Here is a 26,070-nt window from a genome sequence, read left to right as displayed (position 1 = left end):
CCACAACATCACAACACCAGGACGACACCGCCCAGGGAACTGCCATGACCACCTTCGACAGCACCAAGCGCTCGCTTCCCGATCTGCTCAAGGAAATCATCACCGGAAAGATCCAGCTCCCCGACTTCCAGCGCTGTTGGGTGTGGGGTAATGCATGGCGTAGGGCCAATCAGACAACTAAAATGGAAAGGACACAACTTACGCAAGACTGCAGGGAAGCTAACTGATGACAGTATCGATTCCTGATTGGACCACAGAGGGCGTCCTGCCTCCCGTGGATGCCGGCAGTCCGACATCTCCGTCCCGCTCTCCCTATGCGGTTTCGCTCATTGATCTTGTCCAACGCTTCGGCACATCCAAGGAACGCATCGAAATACTCGATGGCTTCCTGAATTACAGGCAAGGCCTACACGATGCGGGACTGACACAAGGCTTTCAGTGGCTGGATGGTAGCTATCTGGAGCACGTTGAGGCACTGGAAAGCCGCTCACCTAATGATATTGATGTAGTCAGTTTTATAGAGTTTCCTGGAACCATATCTCAACTACAGATCAAAGATCGTTATGATGAGATTATCGGTCTGACCAGAAGCACGAAGCTCGCTATCAAGCGCAAGTATCAAGTGGATGCTTATCTGGTATCCCTTGCACTTTCTCCTGCCGACCTTGTCGCACAAACGTCTTACTGGTACAGCATGTGGTCTCACCGTAGAAATAGCACTTGGAAAGGATTTGTCCAACTACCCCTATCGCCAGATTCGCGCGCAAGGCACGCGCTTGAAGAAATGAAGTATCCGGGAGTCACTGCATGAACCATCAAGAATATGTGGCATTGCAGGCTGAACGAAATGCACTCCAGGCGATGCTAGACAAGATCCCTGAAGATCGCGTTCTAGATAGGGCCAGTTTGGAGATCCGCCTGGAAGAGGTTGCTGAGCTATTGGCAGAGACTACCCTACCGGAGCGAGAGTTAACCAAGGCCGTTCTGACATTCAATGGACGACCAGTAGCAGGCTCGGAAGGGGTTCTTGCTGATTTTGCAACCAAAGCGCTGGCTGCATTTTCCGAAGCAATCACCGCTGTAGGTGCCTCTCTTCATGCAACCTTAGCGCCTACTGGGCCGGTGCCTAACCGTCAGCAGTATCAAATGATGATCACCGGCACCGCACGAGGATCTTTCGGTTTTCAACTCGAGGAATCAACGACCCAACTTGAGTTAGACGAAGACAGTACAGTTGCACTAGCACTAGAGGCAACTCGAAGCCTACTAGATGGCAGTGTCGGAGTCGATGATGAGCAACTAGCGGAAGCCGCTGCTGACATGGACCAGCGTGCTCTTGACAAGATTCGCAGCTTTGTAAGCGTGCTAAATGACAATGAAGCCGTTTGCACTTTAATGCACGCTAAGAAATCATTCCGCTTCAAGGATGCGAGTCAAGTCAAGCGAAGTCTCGAGAGACTAAGCACAGAGTACCTTTCTGAAAACGAAAAAGTTATATCGGTTAAATTTGGAGGCGCCCTGCCTCATAAGGGCAGCTGCGAATTCCAGATCGAAGGCAACAAAGAATGGCTGACAGCGAAAATTGGCCCCGGCGTAGAAAGTCCAGATATCATCAACGACCATCGCGGTGAAAAGGTCGAGGCTAAGATGCTGGTGACCCAGGCTGGACGTGGTCGGCCACGCTATAAGCTGCTAGAGCTACCTGCCTGGTCATCTCATCAGACATTGGACTGAGAATGCCGTCAGTGCTCGGCTTGCCACTCCACCCATCCAGTCGCAGCTTGTTTCCCGAGGGGCACCGGATTGCCTACCATCAGGGAACGCTAATCGCCTTGGAGCTGCAACAATGACAGGTCCTGAGTACACGGATGTCGAAAAGCCCTTAACCGATCGGCTAGTGGGTCACCCGAGTTCGACGCCTATCTACCGCTGGCCCGCTTCAGCAACCGGCTAGATGATCTTGCCGAGTTCGTGCCATGGCCGCTGCTGCAGGCGCAGGACTTCCGTCGAGACCCGGAGGATCCGGAGAAGACTGAGCGCTACCAGGCCGAAGCCTTGGTGCATCACCACCTGCCGGCCTCGGCACTGCTTGGCATTGGCACGTATACTGATGACGTGCGAGACGCCGTAGAAGCTCAGGTAGCGGCACTCAAGCTTCCGCTGAAGGTGGTGACACGACCCAACTGGTTCTTCCAATGATTGAATACACCCGTGGCAATCTGATCGAGGCCGACGTAGAGGCGATCAAGGAAGGTCTGCAACACTGGCCCGACGATGTGGCCGGCCAGCGCAAGCTGCGCCTGTTCTCCGATGGTCTGATAGCGCTGGCGCTGGAGCGGCTTACCGGTATGGCACACCCGACCCGGGCCTTGGCCTAGCCACCCTGGCGGCTCGTTCAAATCGAATCAATGCCTCTGAATGAACGGCTGTCTCGCGCACCAGGGCCAGGCGTCACGCCAGCGGCAGACTACCGATATGGTCACCTCGATCCGCTGCGGCGATCGAAGCCAAGGCGCTGACGAACCCATAACGACAACGGACCGGTCTATGCCGACCTACGGCAATATCCTTTTCAGACAGGACGAGAACAGCGCCTTCACCACGGCTCGGCGGGCACCACTAGGCTTCACCGATGGCCGCAACGAGGCCTGGCTGCGTGACCTTCTCGCCAGCCACCCGGACCTGTTGCCGATTGAGGAGGTGGACCCCTCCTTCGCCCCGCTGGTGCCGCTGTGTACCGAACTCTCGACCGAGGCAGGCCCGGTGGACGCCGTCTTTATCAGCCCTTGTGGCAGGCTGACGCTGGTGGAGTGCAAGCTGTGGCGCAACCCGGAGGCGCGGCGCAAGGTGATCGCCCAGATCCTCGACTACGCCCGGGCCGTGTCCCAGTGGAGCTACGCCGACCTGCAACGTCGGGTCGCGGCGGCGAGCGGCCTCAAGGGCAATGCGCCCTTCGAGGCCGCCCGGGAGCTCAAGCCAGACCTGGACGAAGCCGCCTTCGTGGACGCCACCGCCCGCGCCCTGCGCGAGGGACGCTTCCTGCTGCTGATCGCCGGTGACGGCATCCGCGAAGGCATCAGCGGCATGGCCGAACTGATCACCCGCAACGCTGCACTGGGCTTCAGCTTCGGGCTCGTCGAGGTGGCGCTTTACGAGTTCGGCGACCAGGGCTTGGCGATACAGCCTCGTGTGGTCGCCAAGACGGAAACCATCGAGCGAACCTTCGTTCATGTCCAGACTGGCGACAGCCGCGTGCTGCGTGACATCACCGACGACGACGGGGCCGAGAGTGGCAGCGAATCTGCTTCGGTGACCGATGAGCGCACCTGGTGGGAGTCCCTCACCCGCTTAAGCTTCGATGATCCCGAGCAGGAGCCTCCGGTCTATCGCCCCCGCAACCATATCCGCGTTCCTCTTCCCCACCCAGGCCTCTGGCTCACCGCCTATCGCTCCATGGGAGAGGACATCTGCGGCGTGTTCCTCGCAGGAAAGAAGTCAGAGCTTCCGGAAATACTCGATACGCTGAACGAAGAGCGCGCACAGATCCTCGCCGAACTGCCTGGCGGCACCCAGGAACGCCTTCAGGATGACCCTGAGCGGCTCGGTTTCGCCTGTTACGCACGACTTGGCGAATTCACCAACGACAACGAGTGCCGTGCCTGGCTGGCGCAGCAGCTCAACCACTTCGTCAACGCCTTCCGCCCACGGCTGAAGGCGATGGTCAAACAGGGGTAACGCATGGCAGGACCCGAATACACGGACGTAGAGAAGCCCTTCATCGACCAACTGGTGAGCCAGGGTTGGCAGCACCTGGTCGGATCGCTGGATGATCCGGCCGTCACCCACCGCGAAAGCTTCGCCCAGGTGGTCATGGAGCCAGTGCTGCGTGAGCGCCTGCGGAGAATCAATCTGCGCAATGGCGAGCCTTGGCTCGACGAGGCGCGTCTGGATCAGGCAGTCGCAGCGATCACCCGCCTACCGGCCAGCAAGGTGCTGGAGGCCAACAAGCTTGGAACCGAGCTGCTGCTGAACGGCCTGGCCGTCGAGGGACTCGAGGACTGGGACGGTGGCCGAGGCCAGACCCTGCACGTGATCGACTGGGACGAGCCCCTCAACAACGTCTTCACCGTGGTCAATCAGTTCAAGGTGAAGTGCCCGCCCGGCCACGACTCGGCCAAGGGGCACGTGATCCCGGACCTGGTGCTGTTCGTCAACGGCATCCCGCTGGTGGTGGTGGAATGCAAGAGCCGCACCGTACCGGAGGGGCTCAGCCAGGCGGTAGACCAGCTGCGCCGCTATCACGACCAGCGTTTTGTGGAAAATGAAGTCGAGGAGCACGAGGGGGCACCGGCGCTGTTCGCCACCAGCCAGTTTCTGGTCGCCAGCAACTTCGATGAGGCGCGGGTGGGCACCATTGGCGCCCGCTTCACCCACTATCTGAGCTGGAAGACGGTGACGCCACAGCGCGAGGCGGAGGTGGCCATCGATCTCGGGGTGGCGGATCTCTCCGCTCAGCAGCGCCTGGTTGCCGGTATGCTGACCAAGGCCAGCCTGCTCGATATCGTGCGTCACTACACCCTGTTCATGCAGGTGGGTGGGCAGGAAATCAAACTGGTGTGCCGCTATCAGCAGTTTCGCGGCATGACCCGCGCCGTGGAGCGACTAAAACATGGCAAGACGCGCCGCCAGGACGGTGAATCCGACCGCCGCGGCGGCATTGTCTGGCACACTCAGGGCAGCGGCAAGAGCCTCTCCATGGTCTTTCTGGTGCGCAAGCTGCGCACTGACCCGATGCTGCGCCGCTTCAAGGTGGTGGTAATCACCGATCGCAAGGACCTGCAGAAGCAACTGTCCGAGACGGCGGAACTCACCGGCGAGAGCGTCGACAAGGCCGGCAACACCGCCCGGCTCCAGAAGCTGCTGGCACGCGACGGCCCGGGCCTGGTGTTTGGCACCATCCAGAAGTACCGGGACTCGGACGACGAACCCGATGGCGAGGATGAACAGCCCTCTAAGGTCTACACCTGCGCCTCACCAGGGCTGGACAGCGGTCGGCAAGATGCCGCCGAACGGGAGGCCTCGACGAGCGTCGGCGCCCCGAGGAAACCCTCCCTCAGCGAGCCCTTCGAGGTACTCAATACCAGCGAGGACATCCTGATCCTAGTGGACGAAGCCCACCGCACCCAGGCCGGCGACCTGCACGCCAATATGATGCGCGCCCTGCCCAACGCCGCACGCATCGGCTTCACCGGCACGCCCATCATCATGGGCGACAAGAAGCGCACCCACGACATCTTCGGCGAGTACATCGACCGCTACACCATCAAGGAGGCGGAGCAGGACGGTGCCACGGTACCTATCCTCTACGAAGGACGCACCGCCAAAGGGGCAATCAAGGACGGCGCCAGCCTTGACGGCCTGTTCGAAGACTTGTTCCGCGCCCATAGCAAGGAAGAGCTGGAGGCGATCAAGAAGAAGTACGCCACCAAGGGACAGATCTTCGAGGCACCTCAACTGGTCCTGGAGAAGGCAAGGGACATCCTGCGCCACTACGTCACCCACATCCTGCCCAACGGCTACAAGGCCCAACTGGTGGCCTACAGTCGCCGGGCGGCGCTGCGCTACTTCGAGGCTCTCGAGCGGGCCAAGGTTGAGCTTCTTGAGGAAGCCATGGCGCTTTCTCCCGAGGACAAGGCGCTGGACGATACCCAACTCTTGAGCCGGCCCTTGCGAGTCAAGGCCGCGATCCAGGCCTGGCGCTACCGCCAGGTGCTGCGAGAGCTGGAGTTCGCCGTGGTCTTCAGTAGCGGCAACAACGATGACTCGGCCTGGGCCAGATGGAGCGATCGCACCGCCGTCGAGAACCACATCAAGCGCTTCAAGAAGCCGCTGCCACCGCTCACGGGTGAAGCGCCCAAGGACCCCGCCAAGCATGATTCACTGGCTTTCCTGATCGTAAAAAGCATGCTGTTGACCGGCTTTGACGCCCCCATTGAGGGCGTGATGTACCTGGATCGCTCACTGCGAGAGGCGGAGCTGCTGCAGGCCATCGCTCGCGTCAATCGGACCGGTTTCGGCAAGACCCACGGCATTGTGGTGGACTACTTCGGCGTGGCCAATCACCTCAAGGAAGCGCTGGCCGCCTACAGCGAAGAAGACATCGAGGGCGCCCTGCAGAGTCTCAAGGACGAGATCCCGCTGCTGCGCGACCGTCATCTGCGGGTGATCGACGTGCTACGGACCCAGGGCGTGGATGACCTGGACGACGTCGAGGAAGCGCTACAGGCGCTGGCCGATGAGCGGGTGCGCGCCGAGTTCATGGTCAAGCTCAAGGAGTTCAATCGCGGCCTGGATGAGGTGCTGCCACGCCCTGAGGGACTCGAGTTCGTCAACGACGCCAAGCGCCTCGCCTATATCCACGCCCTGGCGCGCAACCGCTACAAGGACACCCCGGAGCTTGGCCGCGACATCGGCAACAAGGTGCGAAAACTGATCGACGACTACGTAATCTCGCTCGGCATCGACCCCCGCATCCCGCCGGTTCAGCTCACCGACGCCGAGTTCGACGAGCACCTCAATCGCCAGGTGGGCGACCGTGCCAAGGCCTCGGAGATGGAGCACGCGGTGCGCTCCCACGTGCGCAAGCATCTGGACGAGGACCCGGTGAAATACGGCCGCCTCAGCGAGCGCCTGGAGCAGCTGCTCGACCAGCTCGATGGCCAGTGGGCCGAGCAGGTGGAGGCACTCAAGACGCTGATCCAGCAACTGCGTGACGGCGCCAGCGTCGATGGTGAGGCGATCCCCGAGATGCCCGCCTACGCCGAACCCTTCTGGCGCGAGTTGGTCGCCAGTGCTGGCCTGGAGGTAGCAAAGGTGAACGCTTCCACCGCCCAGACACTGCTCGACGCCACCGAGGAAATCGTCGCCACGATCCAGCAGGAGATCGCCATCCCCGACTTCTGGAAGCCCTCCCATGTCCCGGACCAGGAGCGCCTCAAACAGCACCTGTTCAGTCAGCTGATGATGGGAAGCCTCGTTTCGATGGATCAGGCCGAAGCCACGGCCGAGCGGCTCTTCGACCTGGCGCGCAGCAACCACCATAAGCTGGAACACGCATGACGCAGCTGGCCGTGGACGATCTCACCTTCGAGGTGCGCGAGAGTTCGCGCCGCAAGACGCTGGAGATCACCGTGGACCGCGACGGCGAGCTGGTCATTGCGGCGCCCAGCGGCACCGATGAACGTCTGCTGCGCGACTTCGTGATCGAGAAGCGGTTGTGGATCTACCGCAAGTTGGCGCAGAAGGCGGAGCAGCGCCGCCGGCTGCCGCAGAAGGAATACGTCAACGGCGAGGGCTTTCTGTACCTGGGTCGAAGCTACCGACTCAAGCGGGTGGCCACGGACGCCCAGAGCGCCCCTCTCAAGCTCGTCAACGGGCGTTTTCAGCTACGCCAGGATGCGCTGCCCGACGCCCGCGAGCACTTTATCCGCTGGTACACCACCCGCGCCACCGCCTGGCTCCTTGCCAAGGTGAAGGAGCACGCTCGGCGGATGGGCGTGGAGCCGGCCGGCGTGACGGTGCAGGATCTGGGCTACCGCTGGGGGTCCTGCGGCAAGGGCAATCGGGTCTACTTTCACTGGAAGACCATCCTGCTGCCACGCCATATCGCCGAGTACGTGGTCGTGCACGAATTGGTCCACCTACGAGAGCCCCACCACACGCAGGCCTTCTGGCGACGCCTCGAACGCGCCATGCCGGACTATGAACAGCGCAAGGGTTGGCTCGCCCGTCACGGTATCGAGGTGGAGGGGGTGTAGAGCCAGGCCAACAGCTTGAACCGCATACGCACCGTGTCAGCGACGGCGGAACGGGGTCAGCGATGATGGGCTCGGCTGGACTCAGCTTCGGCGCCCCGATCGGGACTTTGGCAGCAAGGAAAGACGAGAAACCTGACGGGAACTGCGGACGCAGTGCAGGCAACGTCGGACATGATTCAGCCACGTTACACAAACGCGCTTAGGTACTGGCAGATACTACGCCACGAGAAGGGAGAGATACGCACTTGATGGGAATGGTGCCGGTGGTCGGACTCGAACCGACACACTGTTTCCAGCGGATTATTTTTAACAAAATAAATAGGTTATAAGAAATCCAGAGAAACAGATTTTACTAAAGTGTCACTCCTGATTGGGTAGCGAACTAGGACATCTTAGCCACAAGGCTGCATCGCTACGATCACCTGTATAGCTATGTCCTAGATGAAGATCGCTATCCAAGCGATTTGTCCCCGGACTGCCACAAGCTATCCACAGAGTTATCCACTTGATGGGGCCAGAAAAGAGCTCTATGTTGTGCCTTGTGTCTTGGAAGCTGCCGTATCTTGTGTTCTGCGAAAGAAATGCACAGGCGAGAACCAGGTCTTTGGACAAGGACACAACGAAGAAAGGCCCAACCTCAGTAAAGAGAGGGCCTTTCAATATCCCTCAGCTGCAGCGTGCTGGTGGGAGGAGGTAACCCTAACTGTAAACAGTCTCGCGGGGACGACTGCTCGAACCCGGAGCTGCCCGAACAGGATCGCCGAGCGCTCCCTCGCCTCCCGTGCACGTGCGCTGCAACTCCAGTAGGAGATGCTGATGCATTCGACCGGGACAGAGCCCCTCGAGCTCGAACGCCGCAAAGTAAGCGAGCCTGCGAGAGTGGCAGGAGAAGCTACCGCACCTGCAACGGCAAGCGGACGTAGAGGAGGCTGGGCAAGCCGACCTGGATCTGGGTGAAGTCCCCGGATAGCTCTGGATCGTCTCATGCTGCTGACTCTCTGAGGTCGCCCCCCCTGAAAGCACTATGCTCTCGGGAGGTTGCTCGTCGGCCAGGCTCCGGCCAAGCTGGCGAGTTCTAACCCACTACGGACAGAGCCGCCACACGCCTAGGGCGCGGCTCAGGCGATCTTGACACTCACCACTCCCGATCCTATGATTCGGGCATCCACGCCCCTGGCAGTAAGCCATCCCATACATCCCGGGATGAGCCGAGCCCTGGGGCGTTTTTGTTTCTGGAGAACGGAACGTGCCAACAGCGATACTCGTGGACGGCGCCTACTTCATCAAGCGCTTCCGCCGGATAGAGCCCGCGAACGCCTACGATGCGAAACGGGCGGCTGACTGCCTGCACCGCTGGGCTGTCAGTCACCTGCATGACGGCAATGGCGGCAAGGCCAAGCGACCTCGCCGCGACCTCTATCGCATCTTCTACTACGACTGTCCTCCCTTGACCAAGAAGATGCACAATCCGATTACCAAGATGGCGATCGATTTCTCGAAGACCGATGAGGCAATCTTCCGCTCCGAACTGCACGCCGAACTCCTCGGCAAGCGAAAGCTCGCGGTGCGACTTGGCCATCTATCGGACGATGCCCAGTGGACCATCAAGCCACAGGTCATCCGTGAGCTTCTGAAGGGGAAAATCAAGTTCGATGACATCGACGAGGACGATGTTCAGATCGACATACGGCAGAAAGGCGTTGATATGCGAATCGGTGTCGACGTGACCTCCCTGACCCTGAAGAAACAGGTCGACCAGATAGTGCTGATCGCTGGTGACGCGGACTTCGTCCCCGCAGCCAAGATAGCGCGCAGAGAAGGAATCGATTTCGTTCTAGACCCTATGTGGCAGCAAATACCTTCTGGTCTTCATGAACATATTGATGGTCTACGGACCACCTGTCCTAGACCAACTTCAGCCAACAAACCAAAGTAGCCATAAGTAAATCTCAAGTGGCACTTGCTAGCGATCGTCTTAGGGAAGGACGGTTTGAATGAACCCACGAATCCTGGCGTTCAGTTCATGACCACATCAAAAAGTTCAGTACACCACAACCAATTGCCGACACCTTTTCGCTTCAAAAAAAGCAACTTTCGACTCGATCCAGCAGGAAAGACTTTCGGTCATACCCCGGACTCAATGACATTTCCCCAACCAGAAAAAGCATGGTCACTGAGGCAAGCGACAGCAATGCGACTCGACGAAATCTCGATGCCACAAACCACTGGTCGGCTTTAGTCGGTTGCATGGACTCATGACGTCCATCGCGACATGCGTTCAGGCTCTGAAACTAGGGAACTGCAGATAGGGGAAAACGAGCGTAAGGAGGAAATACACGAACTGCATTGGGAATGGTGCCGGTGGTCGGACTCGAACCGACACACTGTTTCCAGCGGCGGATTTTGAATCCGCTGCGTCTACCAATTCCGCCACACCGGCAACGGGCGAGGATTATACGTGGGTGGCGCCAGAGGTCAATTCCCCTGAGCCGCTCGGTGGCGCCTGTCGGGGCCGATGGCGCCGTTGTCGAGGCGACTCCCGCCCCTGTCGGGCGCGGCACCCACCGCATCCGGCCGAGCACCGACCTGGGATCGGCCTCGGCCGTTGTCAGCCAAAGCCCCACCGGCCGTCGGTTTCGGCACCCTGGCGGCAGGTGGGTCATTCCTCCATATCTTGACGCTCGCCCGCTCGGGTTAGACCTTGGTAGACTGCGCTCCGCCTGCCCCAGGTCAACCAAGCCCCTGGTCAACGAGACCCGCGTCCAGCCCAGAATGGAGTCGCCCATGGCTGACACTCGCAATGAAGCCGTTCCCCATCCGTCCATCGCCAGCCGCATCGGGCTGGTGCTGGGTCCGCTGTTGTTGATCGCCACCCTGGTGCTGCCCCCGCCCGGCGACATGTCACAGGCCGCCTGGGGCTGCGTCGGCATGGCACTGCTGATGGCCAGCTGGTGGTCCACCGAGGCGATCCCGATCCCGGTGACCTCGCTGATCCCCCTGGTCCTGGCCCCGGCGGTGGGCATCGGCAGCATCAAGGAGGTCGCGGCCAGCTACGCCAATCCGATCATCTATCTGTTCCTTGGCGGTTTCCTGCTCGGTATCGCGATGCAGACCTGGAACCTGCACAAGCGTATCGCCCTGCACGTGTTGAAGGTCGTCGGCAGCGAGCCCAAGCGCCAGATCGCCGGGTTCATGATCGCCACCGGTTTTCTCAGCATGTGGGTGTCCAACACCGCCACCTCGATCATGATGCTGCCCATCGGCATCTCGGTGCTGAGCCTGCTCGAGGATTCCGACCCTGATGAGCTGCGCCGCTTTGCCACCGCGCTGCTGCTGGGCATCGCCTATTCGGCCAGCATCGGTGGCGTGGCCACATTGATCGGCACGCCGCCCAACGCTCTGCTGGCGGGTTATCTTGCCGATGACCGCGGTATCGACCTGGGCTTCGCCCAGTGGATGCTGGTCGGGGTACCGATCAGTGTGGTGATGATGTCGCTGACCTGGTGGTGGCTGTCCCGCGGCGGCTTCTCGCTGAAGGTCGGCAAGGGTGACAGCGACAACCTGATCAAGGACCAGCTCGCCGAGATGGGCCCGATGAGTGCCGCCGAACGCCGTGTCGGCCTGCTGTTTCTGGCCGCGGCGGCGCTGTGGATCCTGCGCCCGCTGCTCAATGACATGGGCGCCTCCTGGTTGTCCGACACCACCATCGCCATCGTCGCCGGCATGGCGCTGTTCCTGATTCCTTCCGGCCGTCGTTCCGGCGAGGCGCTGATGGTGTGGGAAGACGCGGTGAAGCTGCCCTGGGGCATCCTTCTGCTGTTCGGCGGCGGCCTGGCGCTGGCCGGCGCAATCAGCAAGTCGGGGCTGGCCGAGTGGATCGCCAACCAGCTGTCGATCCTCGGTGCCCTGCCGGTGCTGGCGATCATCGGCGGCGTGGTGCTGGTCATCATCTTCCTCACCGAGGTGACCTCCAACACCGCCACCGCGGCGGCCTTCCTGCCGCTGCTCGGCGCCCTGGCGCTGTCGCTGGATCTGCCGGTGATGCTGATCACCGTGCCGGCCGCCATCGCCGCCAGCTGCGCCTTCATGATGCCGGTGGCCACACCGCCCAACGCCATCGTCTTCGGCACCGGTCACATGAAGATCCAGTCGATGATTCGTGCCGGCTTTGCCCTCAACCTGATCAGTACAGTGGTGGTGACGCTGATGGCCTACGGCCTGATCCTGCTGCTGTGGTAGCCACCCCGATGGCCCCTGGTCGTCGACCCGACTGCGCTGCCCGCTTCGCGGATGGCCGACACGGGCTGACGCCCATGGCGTGGTCGTGACAGAAGATCGACGCCGTTTCCTGACGTGGCGGTCAGGAAACGGTATCCTTGTGCGCCTTTGGCATCCTTCATCCCGCCTGACGACTTGCGAATTCCCATGCAGCGCGCCGACTTTCATTTCGAGCTCCCTGAAGAGCTGATCGCCCGTTACCCGTCCGACGTTCGCAGCGACTGCCGCCTGCTGTGCGTCGATGGCGCCAGCGGACACCTCGACCACCGCCGCTTTCCGGACCTCGAGCAATTGCTCGAGCCCGGCGACCTGCTGGTGTTCAACGACACCCGCGTGATCCCCGCCCGCCTGCACGGCCACAAGGCCAGCGGCGGCAAGGTGGAAATGCTGCTCGAACGGCCGCTGGACGCCCATCGGGGGCTGGTCCATCTGCGCTCGAGCAAGTCGCCCAAGCCCGGCACCGAGCTTCACTTCGAGGGCGGCATCCAGGCGGTGGTCGAAGGCCGCCGCGACGCCCTGTTCGAGCTGCGCTTTCTCGGCGATACCCCGATGATCGCGCTGCTGGAGCGCCACGGCCATATGCCGCTGCCGCCGTACATCACCCGCGACGACGAGCTGTCCGACCGCGAGCGCTACCAGACCGTCTACGCCCGGCGCGACGGGGCGGTGGCCGCGCCGACCGCCGGGCTGCACTTCGACGAGCCGCTGCTCGAGCGGCTGGCCGAGCGGGGCGTCGAGTCCGCCTACGTGACCCTGCACGTGGGCGCCGGTACCTTCCAGCCGGTGCGCGTCGACAATATCCACGAGCACCACATGCACAGTGAATGGATCGAGGTGGGTGACGAAGCCTGTGCCCAGGTACGCGCGGCCAAGGCTCGCGGCAACAAGGTCATCGCCGTCGGCACCACCAGCGTGCGCTGCCTGGAGACCGCCAGCCAGTCGGGCGAGATCACGCCCTTCTCCGGCGACACCGACATCTTTATCTACCCGGGCTACGAGTGGCGCTGCGTGGACGCCCTGATCACCAACTTCCATCTGCCGGAATCGACCTTGCTGATGCTGGTGTCTTCCTTCTCCGGCTACGACACCGTGATGAAGGCCTACCGCGAGGCGGTAAAGGAACGCTACGCCTTCTTCAGCTACGGCGACGCCATGCTGCTGACGCCGGTACGCTGACCCTATTTGCCAGGCGGTGGCTGCTCGGCCGAGCGGTCCACCGTCGTCAGGCTCGAATCAACGCCCCCAAGGGGCACGGAGAGACCCATGCGCGAGCAATGCTTCATGCGCTTCGACAAGCTGGCCGAGGACGGCCGGGCCCGCCGAGGTCGCATCACCTTTCCCCGCGGCACCATCGAGACCCCGACCTTCATGCCGGTGGGCACCTACGGCACGGTCAAGGGCATGACCCCGGCCTCGGTGGAAGAGATCGGCGCCGAGATCATCCTCGGCAACACCTTCCACCTGTGGCTGCGTCCCGGTACCGAGGTCATCGAGGCCCACGGCGACCTGCACGACTTCGCCCAGTGGCACAAGCCGATCCTCACCGACTCCGGCGGCTTCCAGGTGTTCTCGCTGGGCGAGACGCGCAAGATCACCGAGCAGGGCGTGCACTTCCGCTCGCCGGTGGACGGCTCCAAGGTGTTCATGGGACCGGAAGAGTCGATGGCGGTGCAGCGCTCGCTGGGCTCCGACATCGTCATGATCTTCGACGAGTGCACCCCTTACCCGGCGACCCACGACGAGGCGCGCCGTTCGATGGAGATGTCGCTGCGCTGGGCCCAGCGCTCTCGCGATGCCCACGGCGACTCACCGTCGGCGCTGTTCGGCATTATCCAGGGCGGCATGTACCCGGATCTGCGTGAGGCTTCGCTCAAGGGCCTCGGCGACATCGGCTTCGACGGCTACGCCATCGGCGGGCTGTCGGTGGGCGAGCCCAAGGAAGAGATGATCAAGGTGCTCGACTATCTGCCCGAGTGGATGCCGGCGGACAAGCCGCGCTATCTGATGGGCGTCGGCAAGCCCGAGGATCTGGTCGAGGGGGTACGCCGCGGAGTCGACATGTTCGACTGTGTGATGCCCACCCGCAACGCCCGCAACGGCCACCTGTTCACCGCCGAGGGCACGGTCAAGATCCGCAACGCCAAGCATCGTCACGACACCCGCCCGCTGGAAGATGACTGCGACTGCTACACCTGTCAGAACTTCTCGCGGGGCTATCTGCACCACCTGGACCGCTGCGGCGAGATGCTCGGATCGATGCTCAACACGATCCATAATCTGCGTCACTATCAGCGTGTCATGGCCGGTTTGCGCGGTGCTATCGAAGCGGGTACATTGGCTGACTTCGTGGAAGGGTTCTATGCCAGGCGTGGCCTGCCGGTTCCCCCCGCCCCGAATTGATGACCCGGTCGGCAGCCGCCGGCCGTCTGACTCCCTTTTCCCCACGACTTCAGGAGACCGTCGTACATGTTGGACTTCTTCATCTCCCCGGCCCTGGCCCAGGATGCTGGCGCTGCCGCCGGTGGTGGTATCGCCCAGATCGTGATGCTGGTCGGCTTCGTGCTGATCTTCTACTTCCTGCTGTGGCGTCCCCAGGCCAAGCGCGCCAAGCAGCACAAGCAGCTGATCGCTGGCCTGTCCAAGGGTGACGAGATCGTCATCGGCGGTGGTCTGATGGGCCGCATCACCCGGGTCAGCGACGACAGCGAGTTCCTCGCCATGGAAATCAGCGAAGGCACCGAAGTCAGCGTGCAGAAGAACGCCGTGGCCGCCGTGCTGCCCAAGGGCACTATCAAGTCCATCTGATTGGTGTCATTCCCCTTCGGCCCTGTGCGCCGAAGGGGGCCCCATGCTGACGCGGGGGGAGCCGATCGGTCGGCTGTCGCGCGTTGGCGAGGCAGCCGCACCCTTCGCTTTGGAAAGTCCCCGGAGCACCTCTCGAGCGCCCCCGGCTTTCCCTTATTTGTCAGCAACCTGAGGGCAGAGCCCCGATGCTCAATCGTTACCCTTTATGGAAGTACCTGCTGATCCTGGTGGTACTTCTTGTCGGCCTGGTCTACTCCCTTCCCAATCTGTTTCCCGAAGACCCAGCGGTCCAGATCAGCAGTGATCGTGGCGAGCTGAGTTTCAGCCAGTCCCAGCAGCAGAGCCTCGAACAGGCCCTGGCCGAGGCGGACATCGACGTCAAGATGGTGGAACAGGAGCCCAACAGCCTGCTGATCCGGCTGAACGACGCCGAGGACCAGATTCCCGCCCGTGACCTGATCGCCCAGCAGCTCGGCGATGACTATGTGGTCGCGCTGAACCTGGCAGAGTCCACCCCCGAGTGGCTGTCTTCGCTGGCGGCCTCGCCCATGACCCTTGGTCTGGACCTGCGTGGCGGTGTGCACTTCCTTTTGGAAGTGGACATGGAAGCGGCGGTCAATCAGCGTCTCGAGGTCAACGCCAGCGCCATGCGCGAGACCCTGCGTGAAGAGCGCATCCGCTACCGCAACACCGAGATCGACGGCCGCACCATCTCGCTGGACTTCATGAACGCCGAGGACCGCGACGCTGCCGAGACGCTGATTCGCCGCGAGTTCCCCGACTTCCAGTACCAGGACGTCGAGCGTGAACGCGGCGCCAGCCTGGCGATGACCCTGACCGACGCGTCCGTGGACGAGATCCAGGACTACGCGATCAACCAGAACCTGACCACCCTGCGCAACCGCGTCAACGAGCTCGGCGTGGCCGAACCGCTGGTACAGCGCCAGGGCCCGGATCGCATCGTGGTCGAGCTGCCCGGCGTGCAGGACACCGCCGCCGCCAAGCGTATCGTCGGCGCCACCGCCAACCTGGAGTTCCGCCTGGAGGCGCGCACCGACACCCCGTCCAACGAGACCGAGGCGCTGCCCTTCCGCAACGAGCCCGGACGCACCGCCGACCTGATGCGCGACGTCATCATCACCGGCGACAGCGTGTCCAGCGCCAGCCGCGGCTTCGATGAGAACGGTCGCCCCCAGGTCAACATCAACCTGGATGGCACCGGCGGCACCCTGATGAACCGCGCCACCCGCACCAACATCGGTCGCAACATGGCGGTGGTGTTCATCGAGCACAAGACCCGTGACCGTACGGTGATGGAGGACGGTGAGCAGGTGACCGTGCGTGATCCCTACACCGAACGCGGCATCATCAGCCTGGCCACCATCCAGAGCGCGCTGGGCAACAGCTTCCGCATCACCGGGCTGGAATCGCCCACCGAAGCCGGCGAGCTGGCACTGCTGCTGCGCTCCGGTTCTCTGGCGGCACCGATCTACTTCGCCCAGGAACGCACCATCGGCCCGAGCCTCGGTGCCGACAATATCGAGCGCGGCATGCTCTCGGTACAGATCGGTCTGCTGCTGGTCGTGCTGTTCATGTTGATCCGCTACAAGGTGTTCGGCGTCATCGCCAACATCGCCCTGGCGTTGAACCTGACCCTGCTGGTCGCCGCCATGTCGATGCTCGGCGCCACCCTGACGCTGCCCGGTATCGCCGGTATCGTATTGACGCTGGGCATGGCGGTCGACGCCAACGTGCTGATCTTCGAGCGTATTCGTGAGGAGCTGCGCACAGGACTGTCGGTGCAGCAGGCGATCCACGCCGGCTACGAGCGCGCCTTCAGCTCCATCGTCGACGCCAACATCACCACCCTGCTGGTGGCATTGATCCTGTTCTCCATCGGTACCGGCCCGGTCAAGGGCTTCGCCGTCACCCTGTCGCTGGGCATCCTGACCTCGATGTTCACCGCCCTGCTGGTGACCCGTGCCATGGTCAATCTGATCTACGGCGGCAAGCCGGTGAAGAAGCTATGGATCTAAGCCCATGTCCACTTGCACACAACGGGGAGAGGGTATGAAACGCCTCACCAACCTGAATCTCGACTTCATGGGCCAGCGCAAGATCGCCTTTGCCATATCGGCGATCCTAATCCTGGTCTCGCTGGTGTCGCTGGTGGTGCAGGGCCTGGCCCTGGGCCTCGACTTCACCGGCGGCACCCTGGTCGAAGTCCGCTACGCCACCGCCCCGGCGCTGGACAGCGTGCGCGGCGCCCTCGAGGGAGCCGGCTTCAATGACATCTCGGTACAGACCTTCGGCGCCGCCAATGAGGTGTTGATTCGTCTGCAGCAGACCTTCGAGGCCAACGTCGGCGACCAGGTCGTGGGCCTGCTGGCCCAGGGCGGCGCCCAGGTGGACCTGGTGCGTGCCGAATTCGTCGGTGCCCAGGTCGGCGGTCAACTGCGTGACCAGAGCGGTCTCGGCATGCTCGTCGCCCTCGGCGTGGTCATGCTCTACGTGGCCTTCCGCTTCCAGTACAAGTTCGCCATCGGCGCACTGCTGGCACTGGTCCATGACGTGATCATCGTGGTCGGCGCCTTCTCGCTGTTCCAGATGGAGTTCGACCTGACGGTGCTGGCCGCCGTGCTGGCGGTGATCGGCTACTCGCTCAACGACACCATCGTGGTCTATGACCGTATCCGCGAGAATATCCGCAAGTCGCGTATCGACGACATGCCGGCGATCTTCAACGAGGCGATCAACCAGACCCTGTCCCGCACCCTGGCGACCTCCGGCACCACCCTGCTGGTACTGCTGGCACTGGCCTGGCTCGGTGGCGACATGATCCACAACTTCTCGGTGGCCCTGCTGATCGGTATCGGCGTGGGTACCTTCTCGTCGATCTACGTGGCGGCGGCCCTGCTGATCAAGCTCAAGCTTCAGCGCCGCGACCTGATCCCGGAGAAGAAGGAAGACGCCGAGGAAGAGCAGCTGCCCTGATATCACCGCAACTGCCCCTCGAGGCCCCGTCGTGGATCATCCACGGCGGGGCCTCTTGCTTTCCGAGGTCAGTGCACGATCACGGCGAGCCGGCACCGCTGTCGGCGGCCTCTCAGTTCACTTCGAAAACCATGCAGCAACGCGAGATAGGTCGTTTCCTTCCAGAAAATGCCCGCCGTCACTTGCCCTGGCCAGCGCCCCCTTTCATGCTTGTCATCCACCCCATTAAAACGTGACGAGGCCGCATGTTCCTGCTGATCGCCTTTGCCGTACTGTCCATCGGCGCCTCCTTCCTGTGTTCGGTACTGGAAGCGGCCATCCTGTCGCTGACACCGAGCTATATCGCCCAGGTCCAGGAGACCAACGAGCCGCTGCACAAGAAGCTGAACGCCCTCAAGCGGGATATCGATCGCCCGCTGGCGGCTATCCTGACGCTCAACACCATCGCCCACACCGTTGGCGCCACCGGCGTCGGCGCCCAGGTCGCGGTGGTCTTCGGCGAGGCCTGGCTGGGCGTCGCCTCGGCGGTGATGACGCTGGCCATCCTGATCCTCTCGGAGATCATTCCCAAGACCATCGGCGCCACCTTCTGGCGCCAGCTGTCGCCTTGGCTACCGCCTATCCTCAATACCCTGATCCTGATTCTCAAGCCGTTCATCTGGATGTCCGAGCAGATCACCCAGCGCATCGGCGGCAATGCCGCCGACACCGATATGCGTGGCGAGATCAAGGCGCTGGCACGCATCGGCCTGGACGAGAAGGCACTGGACCAGGACGAAGCCAGAACCATCACCAACATCCTCAACCTGCACGAGATCAAGATCAGCAAGGTGATGACGCCAAGAACCGTGTGCGTCACGGTGCGCCCATCGATGACCGTGGCCCAGTTCGAACAGGACCTGGTGCGCTCGCCGTTCACCCGCTTTCCGGTGATGGACGGCGGCGAGCAGGCCATCGGCTATGTGCACAAGGCCGACGCCTACCAGGCGGATGAATCCGTGGACATGAAGGAGATCATGCAGGACGCCCCCTCGGTACAGGCCGACGACAGCGTCGAGCACGTCTTCACCATGATGCTCAGGGATCGTCAGCATCTGGCGGTGGTGTATGACGATCACGGCACCTGGGTGGGCCTGATCACCATGGAGGACGTGATCGAGACGGTGCTCGGCCAGGATATCGTCGACGAGACCGACAACGTCACCAATATGCGCAAGTACGCCAAGCAGCGCTGGACCCAGCGTCGACAAGGCAGGTCAGCCAAGACAGACTCCGGCGACCCGGCCAGCCAGGGTTCCTGAACCCCGGCGCCAGGGAGCGTTCGCCAGTACGCAACGCAACGTAGCACGGCGACGCTCCCCCCTTTGCCCGAGCATTTGCGATAACATCTCCATTGAAAATGATTATCAATGAAGAAAGCATGTACAAGCCTCTCGCCATCGCCGCCCTGCTCAGCGTCACTGCCCAGGCCTGGGCGCAACCGGTGCCGGAAAGGGTCGTCGCCCTCGACTACGCGGCCCTGGACATCCTCGACAACCTGGCGCAGCGCGAGCGTATCGCCGGTGTCGCCCAGGCAACGCTTCCCGACTATCTGTCCGACTATGCCGACGACGCTTTCACCGACGTGGGCACCCTCAAGGTCGCCGACATGGAGGCCCTTGAGTCACTGTCACCCGATGCCATCCTGATCAGCGGGCGTCTGGAAGCCGAACGCGAAAATCTGGAAGCTCTTGCCCCGGTCTACGCCGTGGCGACCGAGGGCGAGGACGCCTGGGACCAGCTCGAACATCGGGTCGACGATCTGGCTGCGCTGTTCGATGCACAGCAAGCGGGTGAGCAGGCGCTTGCGGACCTGCGCCAGTCGCTCGATCAGCAATTGGCCGAGATCAGCGGGACGCCCAAGGTACTGGTGGTCGTCCACAACGACGGAAAGCTTATCGTCCAGCACAACGCCGTCGTGCATGACCTGATGGGACTGGCCTCGCCCGAACTTCCCGAGAACGTCGAGAGCGTGACGCGTGGTGAGCGTACCTTCACGCCGCTGACGCCGGCGCAGATCGCCGCCACCCAGCCCGACCTGGTGTGGGTGGTGGACCGCAGCGCCGCCATCGGCCAGACGCCTCTCGATGTCGAGGCGCTGACGCAGGCCGTCGGTGACGATCTGGCGATCGCCGTCGGCTCGCCGCGACTCTGGTATCTGGCCGGCCAGGGCCTGGACAGCACCCGCCTCCAGGTCGAAGAGGTGGTGGCCGCGCTGGCGCCCTGACCACGGTCACACCGAACTCACTGCACCAACAACGAATGACGCCCCCGCGGCCAGGCCGCGGGGGCGTCGTCGTTGGCGGGGCCAGAGCCGCACCGGCTCTCCACAGCGGCCATCCGATGCCCCCGTCCAACCACCATGAATCGCCCCCTCCAGCGGCCGAATAGCCGCTACCTCCTGGGAGGTATGGCGCACCAGGGCATGCCATCTAGCCTTAAATGGCATACCAGACAACCCACCAGGCATGCCGAAGGCGACGTACACCATGACCTCTCATCTGCTTCAGGACATCGCCCCCCAGACTCCGCTGTCGGATCCGCTCTCCCCGGCCGCAGCACAGAGTGCCGTGATCGAGCTTGAAGGGACTCGCCTGGTCGCCGTTACCACCCTACCGGAGCGTGCCAGAGGCGCCATCGGCAAGCGGGAAACCGCGATCTTTCGCCAGGCCATCGCCACGGCCAGCGAACATCGCCTGCCGCTGATGATGCTGATCGACTCCGCCGGTGCCAAGGTCGACGAAGGCGTGGCGGTACAGGGCGACTTGCGAGCCCTGATAGGAGACCTGCTGGTCGGACGCCAGCGCATCCCCGGGGTCCTGGCGGTGCTGGGGCACAATACCTTCGGCGGTGCCAGCCTGGTGGCCATGTGCGCCGACCAGCGTCTCTACACGCCAGCCAACCGTCTGGCGATGAGCGGGCCTCGCCTGCTGTATGCCCGCAATCTCCACCAGCACCGAGTGGACGCCATCATCTCGGCGGTGTCCCGACTTAGGCGAGACCCCGCCGGCCATGCCACCAGCGGGACACCGACAGCGCTGCGCAACGACATCGCCAGGTGGCTCGCCTCGTCACGTCGAATCGACCTCAATGTCGGTTCCGCTACTGAATCCGTCGCCACCTTGCCGTCAGCTCGGGTAAGCCGGTCGCAGCAGGAGCAGCACGCTTGGATCACCTGCCACGGAAGCGCCCCGCCGGATCATCGGGATCTTGCAGACCTTGCTCAGGCAATCCAGCGCCTCCCCGCTGGGCTTTCGTTGATACTGCGCTGTCAGTGGAGCTGCCACAGCCTGAGGGCCATCGATGAAGCCAGGCTACAGAGCCTGGCGCTGGTGCGCCTGGCCAGCTCCATCGAGTACCGAGTGCGCTCGGGTGCCGCCGTTGAGCTGGTGATCGATGGTGAACTCTCGGGTGGCATCTATCTCGCCCTCTCCGCCTGCGCAAGCCAGGTGAGACTCACCGCCAGAGGACGCGTTCGCAGCCTGCCCTCACGGGTGGCCGCGCTGATCACGCCTAGAGGCGATCATCCACAAGCCAGCGCCGAACACCTCCACGCGCTTGGCATCATCGACACCCCGGAGGCCTGGGATGAACACTGAGGCCAGCTGCCGCAACGTCTTTCGGATGTTTCAGGATGTCGCCGAGCGGGTGGGGCATGGACCCCTGCTGACCACAGCGCCATTCAACAGGGCCTCCCGCGGGGCTTCCAACAGAGCCTCCAGCGGGGCTTCCAACAGAGCCAACAGCGAGCCTTCCACCACCCTGTCCTACGCCGACGCCATGACTCAGAGTGCCCGCCTGGCCCGCGCCCTGACAGCGCTCGGTGTCAGGCCGGGGGATCGCGTCGCCGCCCAGGTCGACAAGTCCCCGCAAGCCTTGCTGCTGTACCTGGCGGTGTTGCGTCAGGGCGCCATCCATCTGCCACTCAATACCGCCTATACCGCCACCGAGATCGCCTATTTTCTGAGTGACGCCGCGCCGGTGCTCTATGTCGCTTCCTGCGCGTGCATGGCCGCCAACGAAGAAGCCTTGAACCGCCACCCCGGTATCCAGCGGCTCACCCTGGAGGCGGACGGCTCGGGCAGTTTGATGACACTCGCGTCGGAGCAGGCCGAGCGCCATCGTATCGAGCCTCGTCGAGGCGACGACGTCGCCCTGATTCTCTACACCTCCGGCACCACCGGCAGCCCCAAGGGGGCGATGCTCACCCACGCCAACCTGGCCAGCAATGCCAGGGCGCTGACCCGACTCTGGGAGTTCGGCTCAAGCGACGTGCTGATCCACGCCCTGCCGCTGTTTCATGCCCACGGCCTGGTCATCGCCACCCACTGCGTGCTGCTGTCCGGCAGTCGCATGCACCTGCTGCCGCGCTTCGATGCCGATACCGTGGTTCACCTGCTGCCCGAAGCCACGGTGATGATGGGCGTCCCTACCTACTACAGCCGGCTGCTGGAGCACCCTGATCTCAGCGCCGCGGCCACCTCGGGGATGCGTCTTTTCGTTTCGGGCTCCGCGCCCCTGAGCGAGGCCACCGCCCGGCGCTTTCACGCCTTGACCGGGCACACCATCCTGGAGCGCTACGGCATGACCGAGGCCACCATCATCAGCTCCAACCCGGTGGTTGGCGAACGGCGCCTCGGCTCGGTGGGCCTCCCCATAGAGGGCGTCAGACTCAGGATCACCGATGACCACGACACCCCGCTCGCCAGCGGCAACGTCGGACACCTCCAGATCAAAGGCCCTGCCGTGATGAAGGGCTACTGGCGGCAGCCACAGAAGACCCGCCAGGAGTTCACCCCTGACGGCTGGTTTCGTACCGGCGACAACGGCCGCATCGATGAGGATGGCTACCTGACCATCGTCGGTCGCAGCAAGGATGTGATCATCAGCGGGGGGTACAACGTCTACCCGGGCGAGGTCGAAGCGCTGCTCGACGCCATGGAGGAGGTCAGTGAATCCGCGGTGATCGGGCTGCCCCACGCCGACTTCGGCGAAGCGGTGACCGCCGTGGTGGTGGCGGCCGCCGGCGCCACCCTGGACGAAGATGCCATTCGCCGCCGTCTGCGCGATGTACTGGCCGCCTACAAGGTTCCCAAGCGGGTACTGGTCGCCGACGACCTGCCACGCAACACCATGGGCAAGGTGATCAAGGCCGAGCTCAGGGACAACCATCGAACCCTCTACCTTGGCCGCTCGGCCGAAGGTGCCTCATGAATCCCTTCCTCCGGCTGTGCCGCACCCTGGGCGATGCCGGCTTTTTCGCCGCCCTGCTGATCATGGTGTTCCTGGTCGCTTCGATCATCTGGGAGGTCATCAGTCGATACCTGCTGGGGGCTCCCACCGTCTGGGTCACCGAGGTCTCGGGCTATCTGGTCTCCGGCATCCTGTTCATGGCCATCGCCCGGGTCTATCGGGAAGGCGGTCATGCCCGCATGTCGCTGCTGGAGGGACGGCTGTCGATCGCCGCCCAGAACCGTCTGGGGCTGGTCGTCGACGGCTGCACCCTGGTGTTCGCGGCCTTCGCCTTCTGGGCCACCCTGGAACTCGCTCTCCTGTCCTATCAGCTCAACTGGCGGTCCTCGACCACCCTGGCGGTACCGCTGTATCTGCCCCAGTCGCTGATGCCGGCGGGCTCCGCGATCTTTGTGCTGGAACTGATCGCTCAGATCCACCAGAAGCTGGCGCACTTCAAGGCGCCCGCCACCGACGAGGACGGACCCACGCCATGATGATTTTCAGCGTCGCCCTGAGTCTGGCCATCCTGTTGATCCTTGGCGTCCCCGTGGCCTTCGCCCTGGGGCTCGCGGCCCTGGTGGGCATCATCTACCAGGGTGGCCTGGCCGCCAGCCTGGCCATGTCCGACATCATCTGGGGCACCACCTCGGAGTTCGTACTGGTAGCCATACCGCTGTTCGTGCTGATGAGCGAGATCGTCAACGTTTCCGGGGTGGGCCGCGACCTGTTCGAAAGCGTCGACAAGTGGCTGGGACGCCTGCCCGGCGGCATCGCTATCAGTGCCATCGTCGCCGGCGCGATCTTCGGTGCGGTCAGCGGCACCGCCGTCGGCGTCGCGGCAGTCATCGGCAGCGTCGCCATCCCGGAGATGCTCAAGCGCCACTACAGTCCCGAAATGGCCACCGGCACCGTCGCCGCCAGTTCGGGGCTCGGCATGATCATTCCTCCGAGCCTGCCGCTGATCATGTATGGCGTGGTCACCGAAACCTCGATCGCCGAGCTGTTTTCCCACGCCATTGTGCCGGGGCTGGTGATCACCGCGCTGTTCGCCTCTTACGTCTGCGTCGTCCAGGGCCTGTCAGGCAAACGGGCGCCGACGATCGGTTTTGCCGACGATCTGGGCTGGATCAGGTCACTGCTCCAGGCCGGCCCGGTCATCGCCCTGATCGTGGTGGTCATCGGCAGCATCTATCACGGTATCGCCACCCCCACCGAAGCGGCCGCCATTGGCGTCGGCGGCGCACTGATCATTGCCCTCGGACGCAGGGGCCTGACGCGAAAGAGCCTGACCACGGCGCTGATCAAGGCCACCCGCACCAGTTGCATGCTGCTCGCCATCCTGGCCTCGGCGATGCTGTTCAGCTATGCGCTGAGCAACGCCCAGCTACCCCAGCAGCTTGCCAGAGTGGTGGTGGAGGCCGAACTCGGCGCCTGGACCTTCTTCCTGCTGGTCATGCTGATGCTGTTCGTTCTCGGCACCCTGCTCGATGCCATCTCGTTGGTCATCATCGCCGTGCCCATCGTCTTTCCTGCGATCCTCGCCTACGGCTTCGACCCCGTCTGGTTTGGCGTGGTGGTGATGGTCAACATGTGCTTCGCGGTGATCACCCCCCCCATCGGCCTGTGCCTCTACGTGGTCAGGGACTGTGTCGAGGGCATCCGGATCAGTCAGGTGGTGCGCGGCGCCCTGCCGTTCATCGCCCTCTACGTCGTATCCATCGTCATCCTGTGCGCATTTCCCGAACTGGTCACCGGTCGCTGACCCAGTGATGTCCCGCCCCTTGCGACCGAGCTTACGTCCGAGCTCCGCCGGACCTTCCTCAAGAGGACAACAAGATGAAATACTCCCTCTCCCGCCGTCGCTTCATTGCATCCGCGTCCGCCACCCCGTCCCCTACCCTGGCCATCGCCCTGACGACGGCCCTGGTCGCCGGACTGCTCACCACGACGACGACCCAGGCCGCGGAAACCCTGCGTCTGGGCCACTACTTTCCCGCCGAGGACTTCCGCGGGCGTACCACCCAGTACCTGGCCGACCAGCTCGACCCGACACTGCTCGAAATCGATGTCTTCCCCTCGGAATCCCTGGTCAAGGGACGCGACGGTCTGATGGGCACGGCACGCGGCACCGTAGATCTGTACAGCCTGTTCGGCGGCTACGTGGTGGGTACCGTGGGCATGATGAAGATCTTCACCGTGCCGTTTCCGCCCGACTCCCTGGACGACGCCGACGTGCTGGCCTTCGCCAACGACCCGCGCGTGCTCGAACCGCTGGGCGAAGCCTTTGCCGCCTCCCAGGTCAAGCTGCTGGGGTTCATCAACTCCTCCGGGCAGACCACGCTGTTCCTGGCCGAGTCGATCGACGGTCTGGACCAACTCGAAGGTCGCAAGATCCGTGGCGTGGGCGGCTACACCGACCCGGCGCTCGAAGACCTTGGCGCCACGGTGGTGTTCATGAGTGCCGCCGAGCAGTTTCTGCAGCTTCAGACCGGCGGCGTCGATGGCGTGATCACCACCGATTCCTCCTACGTCAATCTCGGGCTCTCCGAGGTCGCCCCGGTGGTGCTTGCGAGCTCGATGGTGCGCACGCCCTATCCGCTCATCATGAACCTGCGCAAATACAATGGACTGAGCCAGGACGCTCGCGACGAACTCCATCGGGCGGTCGAGGCCACCATCGAGTGGTCGAGCGCCAACTTCACCGAGGAGTCCGAACGTCTTCGCCAGGCGGTCGATGAACAGGCCGAGACGGTGTACACCTTCAGCGAGGAGGATCTGGCGCTTGCCGACAGCCTTCGCGACAAGTACCTGTCGGCGTATATCGAGGAGTTCGGCGAGTCCGCCGGTGCGCTGGTGGAGGTCTACCGCAGCTATCTCCAGTAATCTCGACCGCGGCATCCGG

At 63.0% G+C, this 26,070-nt stretch carries 21 protein-coding genes and 1 tRNA gene; 21 read left to right on the top strand and 1 reads right to left on the bottom strand.

What is annotated here, in order from left to right; all coding sequences use genetic code 11:
• Positions 1–44 precede the first annotated feature (44 nt).
• The 8 genes from C9F12_RS08210 to C9F12_RS08170 all read left to right on the top strand — a co-directional run bounded on the left by C9F12_RS08210 (position 45) and on the right by C9F12_RS08170 (position 9,753).
• On the top strand, positions 45–227 hold the full coding sequence (locus C9F12_RS08210) for a hypothetical protein (RefSeq protein ID WP_045992771.1): 183 nt from the start codon (positions 45–47) through the stop codon (positions 225–227).
• Positions 227–811, top strand: a complete 585-nt coding sequence (locus tag C9F12_RS08205) for a hypothetical protein (protein ID WP_108448531.1) — start codon at positions 227–229, stop codon at positions 809–811. The genes C9F12_RS08210 and C9F12_RS08205 overlap by 1 nt, the downstream gene beginning before the upstream one ends.
• The gene (locus C9F12_RS08200) at positions 808–1,734 is read left to right on the top strand and encodes a hypothetical protein (protein WP_045992770.1); all 927 of its coding nucleotides are present in this window, start codon (positions 808–810) and stop codon (positions 1,732–1,734) included. The genes C9F12_RS08205 and C9F12_RS08200 overlap by 4 nt, the downstream gene beginning before the upstream one ends.
• 461 nt (positions 1,735–2,195) lie before the next feature.
• Positions 2,196–2,378, top strand: a complete 183-nt coding sequence (locus tag C9F12_RS08190) for a hypothetical protein (protein ID WP_045992769.1) — start codon at positions 2,196–2,198, stop codon at positions 2,376–2,378.
• Positions 2,379–2,547: 169 nt separating this feature from the next.
• Entirely contained in the window at positions 2,548–3,735 is a 1,188-nt protein-coding gene (locus tag C9F12_RS08185) for a hypothetical protein (protein ID WP_045992768.1), read from the top strand.
• A gap of 3 nt (positions 3,736–3,738) precedes the next feature.
• Positions 3,739–7,119 carry a type I restriction endonuclease subunit R gene (locus C9F12_RS08180; RefSeq protein WP_108448530.1) on the top strand — a complete coding sequence of 1,127 codons (3,381 nt, stop codon included), beginning with the start codon at positions 3,739–3,741 and terminating at the stop codon, positions 7,117–7,119.
• Positions 7,116–7,817: a SprT family zinc-dependent metalloprotease gene (locus tag C9F12_RS08175; RefSeq protein WP_108448529.1), complete on the top strand. Its 702-nt coding sequence runs from the start codon at positions 7,116–7,118 to the stop codon at positions 7,815–7,817. Before C9F12_RS08180 ends, C9F12_RS08175 begins: the two co-directional genes overlap by 4 nt.
• Before the next feature lie 1,246 nt (positions 7,818–9,063).
• A complete protein-coding gene (locus C9F12_RS08170; RefSeq protein WP_108448528.1) occupies positions 9,064–9,753 on the top strand; it encodes an NYN domain-containing protein in 690 nt (229 codons plus the stop codon).
• 417 nt (positions 9,754–10,170) lie between these two features.
• Here C9F12_RS08170 and C9F12_RS08165 read toward each other — a convergent pair.
• A tRNA-Leu gene (locus C9F12_RS08165) sits at positions 10,171–10,257 on the bottom strand.
• A 344-nt stretch (positions 10,258–10,601) separates the two neighbouring features.
• Here C9F12_RS08165 and C9F12_RS08160 point away from each other — a divergent pair.
• From C9F12_RS08160 to dctP, 13 genes are all read left to right on the top strand, one after another.
• The gene (locus C9F12_RS08160) at positions 10,602–12,056 is read left to right on the top strand and encodes a DASS family sodium-coupled anion symporter (protein WP_108448527.1); all 1,455 of its coding nucleotides are present in this window, start codon (positions 10,602–10,604) and stop codon (positions 12,054–12,056) included.
• Between the two features lie 186 nt (positions 12,057–12,242).
• The gene (queA, locus tag C9F12_RS08155; protein WP_108448526.1) at positions 12,243–13,271 is read left to right on the top strand and encodes a tRNA preQ1(34) S-adenosylmethionine ribosyltransferase-isomerase QueA; all 1,029 of its coding nucleotides are present in this window, start codon (positions 12,243–12,245) and stop codon (positions 13,269–13,271) included.
• Between the two features lie 87 nt (positions 13,272–13,358).
• Complete coding sequence (tgt, locus tag C9F12_RS08150; protein WP_045992762.1) at positions 13,359–14,495, top strand: tRNA guanosine(34) transglycosylase Tgt; 1,137 nt, start codon at positions 13,359–13,361, stop codon at positions 14,493–14,495.
• Positions 14,496–14,561: 66 nt separating this feature from the next.
• Positions 14,562–14,900 (top strand): preprotein translocase subunit YajC, encoded by a 339-nt coding sequence (gene yajC / locus C9F12_RS08145; protein ID WP_045992761.1) that lies wholly within the window; start codon positions 14,562–14,564, stop codon positions 14,898–14,900.
• Positions 14,901–15,085: 185 nt separating this feature from the next.
• Positions 15,086–16,936, top strand: a complete 1,851-nt coding sequence (gene secD / locus C9F12_RS08140; RefSeq protein WP_108448525.1) for a protein translocase subunit SecD — start codon at positions 15,086–15,088, stop codon at positions 16,934–16,936.
• A gap of 34 nt (positions 16,937–16,970) precedes the next feature.
• Positions 16,971–17,894: a protein translocase subunit SecF gene (secF, locus tag C9F12_RS08135; protein ID WP_045992759.1), complete on the top strand. Its 924-nt coding sequence runs from the start codon at positions 16,971–16,973 to the stop codon at positions 17,892–17,894.
• Between the two features lie 245 nt (positions 17,895–18,139).
• On the top strand, positions 18,140–19,195 hold the full coding sequence (locus C9F12_RS08130; RefSeq protein WP_108448524.1) for a CNNM domain-containing protein: 1,056 nt from the start codon (positions 18,140–18,142) through the stop codon (positions 19,193–19,195).
• 119 nt (positions 19,196–19,314) lie between these two features.
• A complete protein-coding gene (locus tag C9F12_RS08125) occupies positions 19,315–20,160 on the top strand; it encodes an ABC transporter substrate-binding protein (protein WP_162816414.1) in 846 nt (281 codons plus the stop codon).
• Positions 20,161–20,422: 262 nt separating this feature from the next.
• Positions 20,423–21,532, top strand: a complete 1,110-nt coding sequence (locus tag C9F12_RS08120) for a hypothetical protein (protein ID WP_108448522.1) — start codon at positions 20,423–20,425, stop codon at positions 21,530–21,532.
• Entirely contained in the window at positions 21,522–23,147 is a 1,626-nt protein-coding gene (locus C9F12_RS08115; RefSeq protein WP_240184202.1) for an AMP-binding protein, read from the top strand. The genes C9F12_RS08120 and C9F12_RS08115 overlap by 11 nt, the downstream gene beginning before the upstream one ends.
• A complete protein-coding gene (locus tag C9F12_RS08110; protein WP_045992755.1) occupies positions 23,144–23,662 on the top strand; it encodes a TRAP transporter small permease in 519 nt (172 codons plus the stop codon). Before C9F12_RS08115 ends, C9F12_RS08110 begins: the two co-directional genes overlap by 4 nt.
• Positions 23,659–24,930 carry a TRAP transporter large permease subunit gene (locus C9F12_RS08105; RefSeq protein WP_108448521.1) on the top strand — a complete coding sequence of 424 codons (1,272 nt, stop codon included), beginning with the start codon at positions 23,659–23,661 and terminating at the stop codon, positions 24,928–24,930. Before C9F12_RS08110 ends, C9F12_RS08105 begins: the two co-directional genes overlap by 4 nt.
• 74 nt (positions 24,931–25,004) lie before the next feature.
• Positions 25,005–26,051, top strand: coding sequence for a TRAP transporter substrate-binding protein DctP (gene dctP / locus C9F12_RS08100; protein WP_108448520.1), 1,047 nt, complete (start codon positions 25,005–25,007; stop codon positions 26,049–26,051).
• Positions 26,052–26,070: the final 19 nt, after the last annotated feature.

The organism is Halomonas sp. BN3-1, assembly GCF_003056325.1.
GTDB lineage: Bacteria > Pseudomonadota > Gammaproteobacteria > Pseudomonadales > Halomonadaceae > Halomonas > Halomonas litopenaei.
Note: the sequence above shows the minus strand (reverse complement) of the source record. Positions and strands in the feature narration are given on the sequence as shown.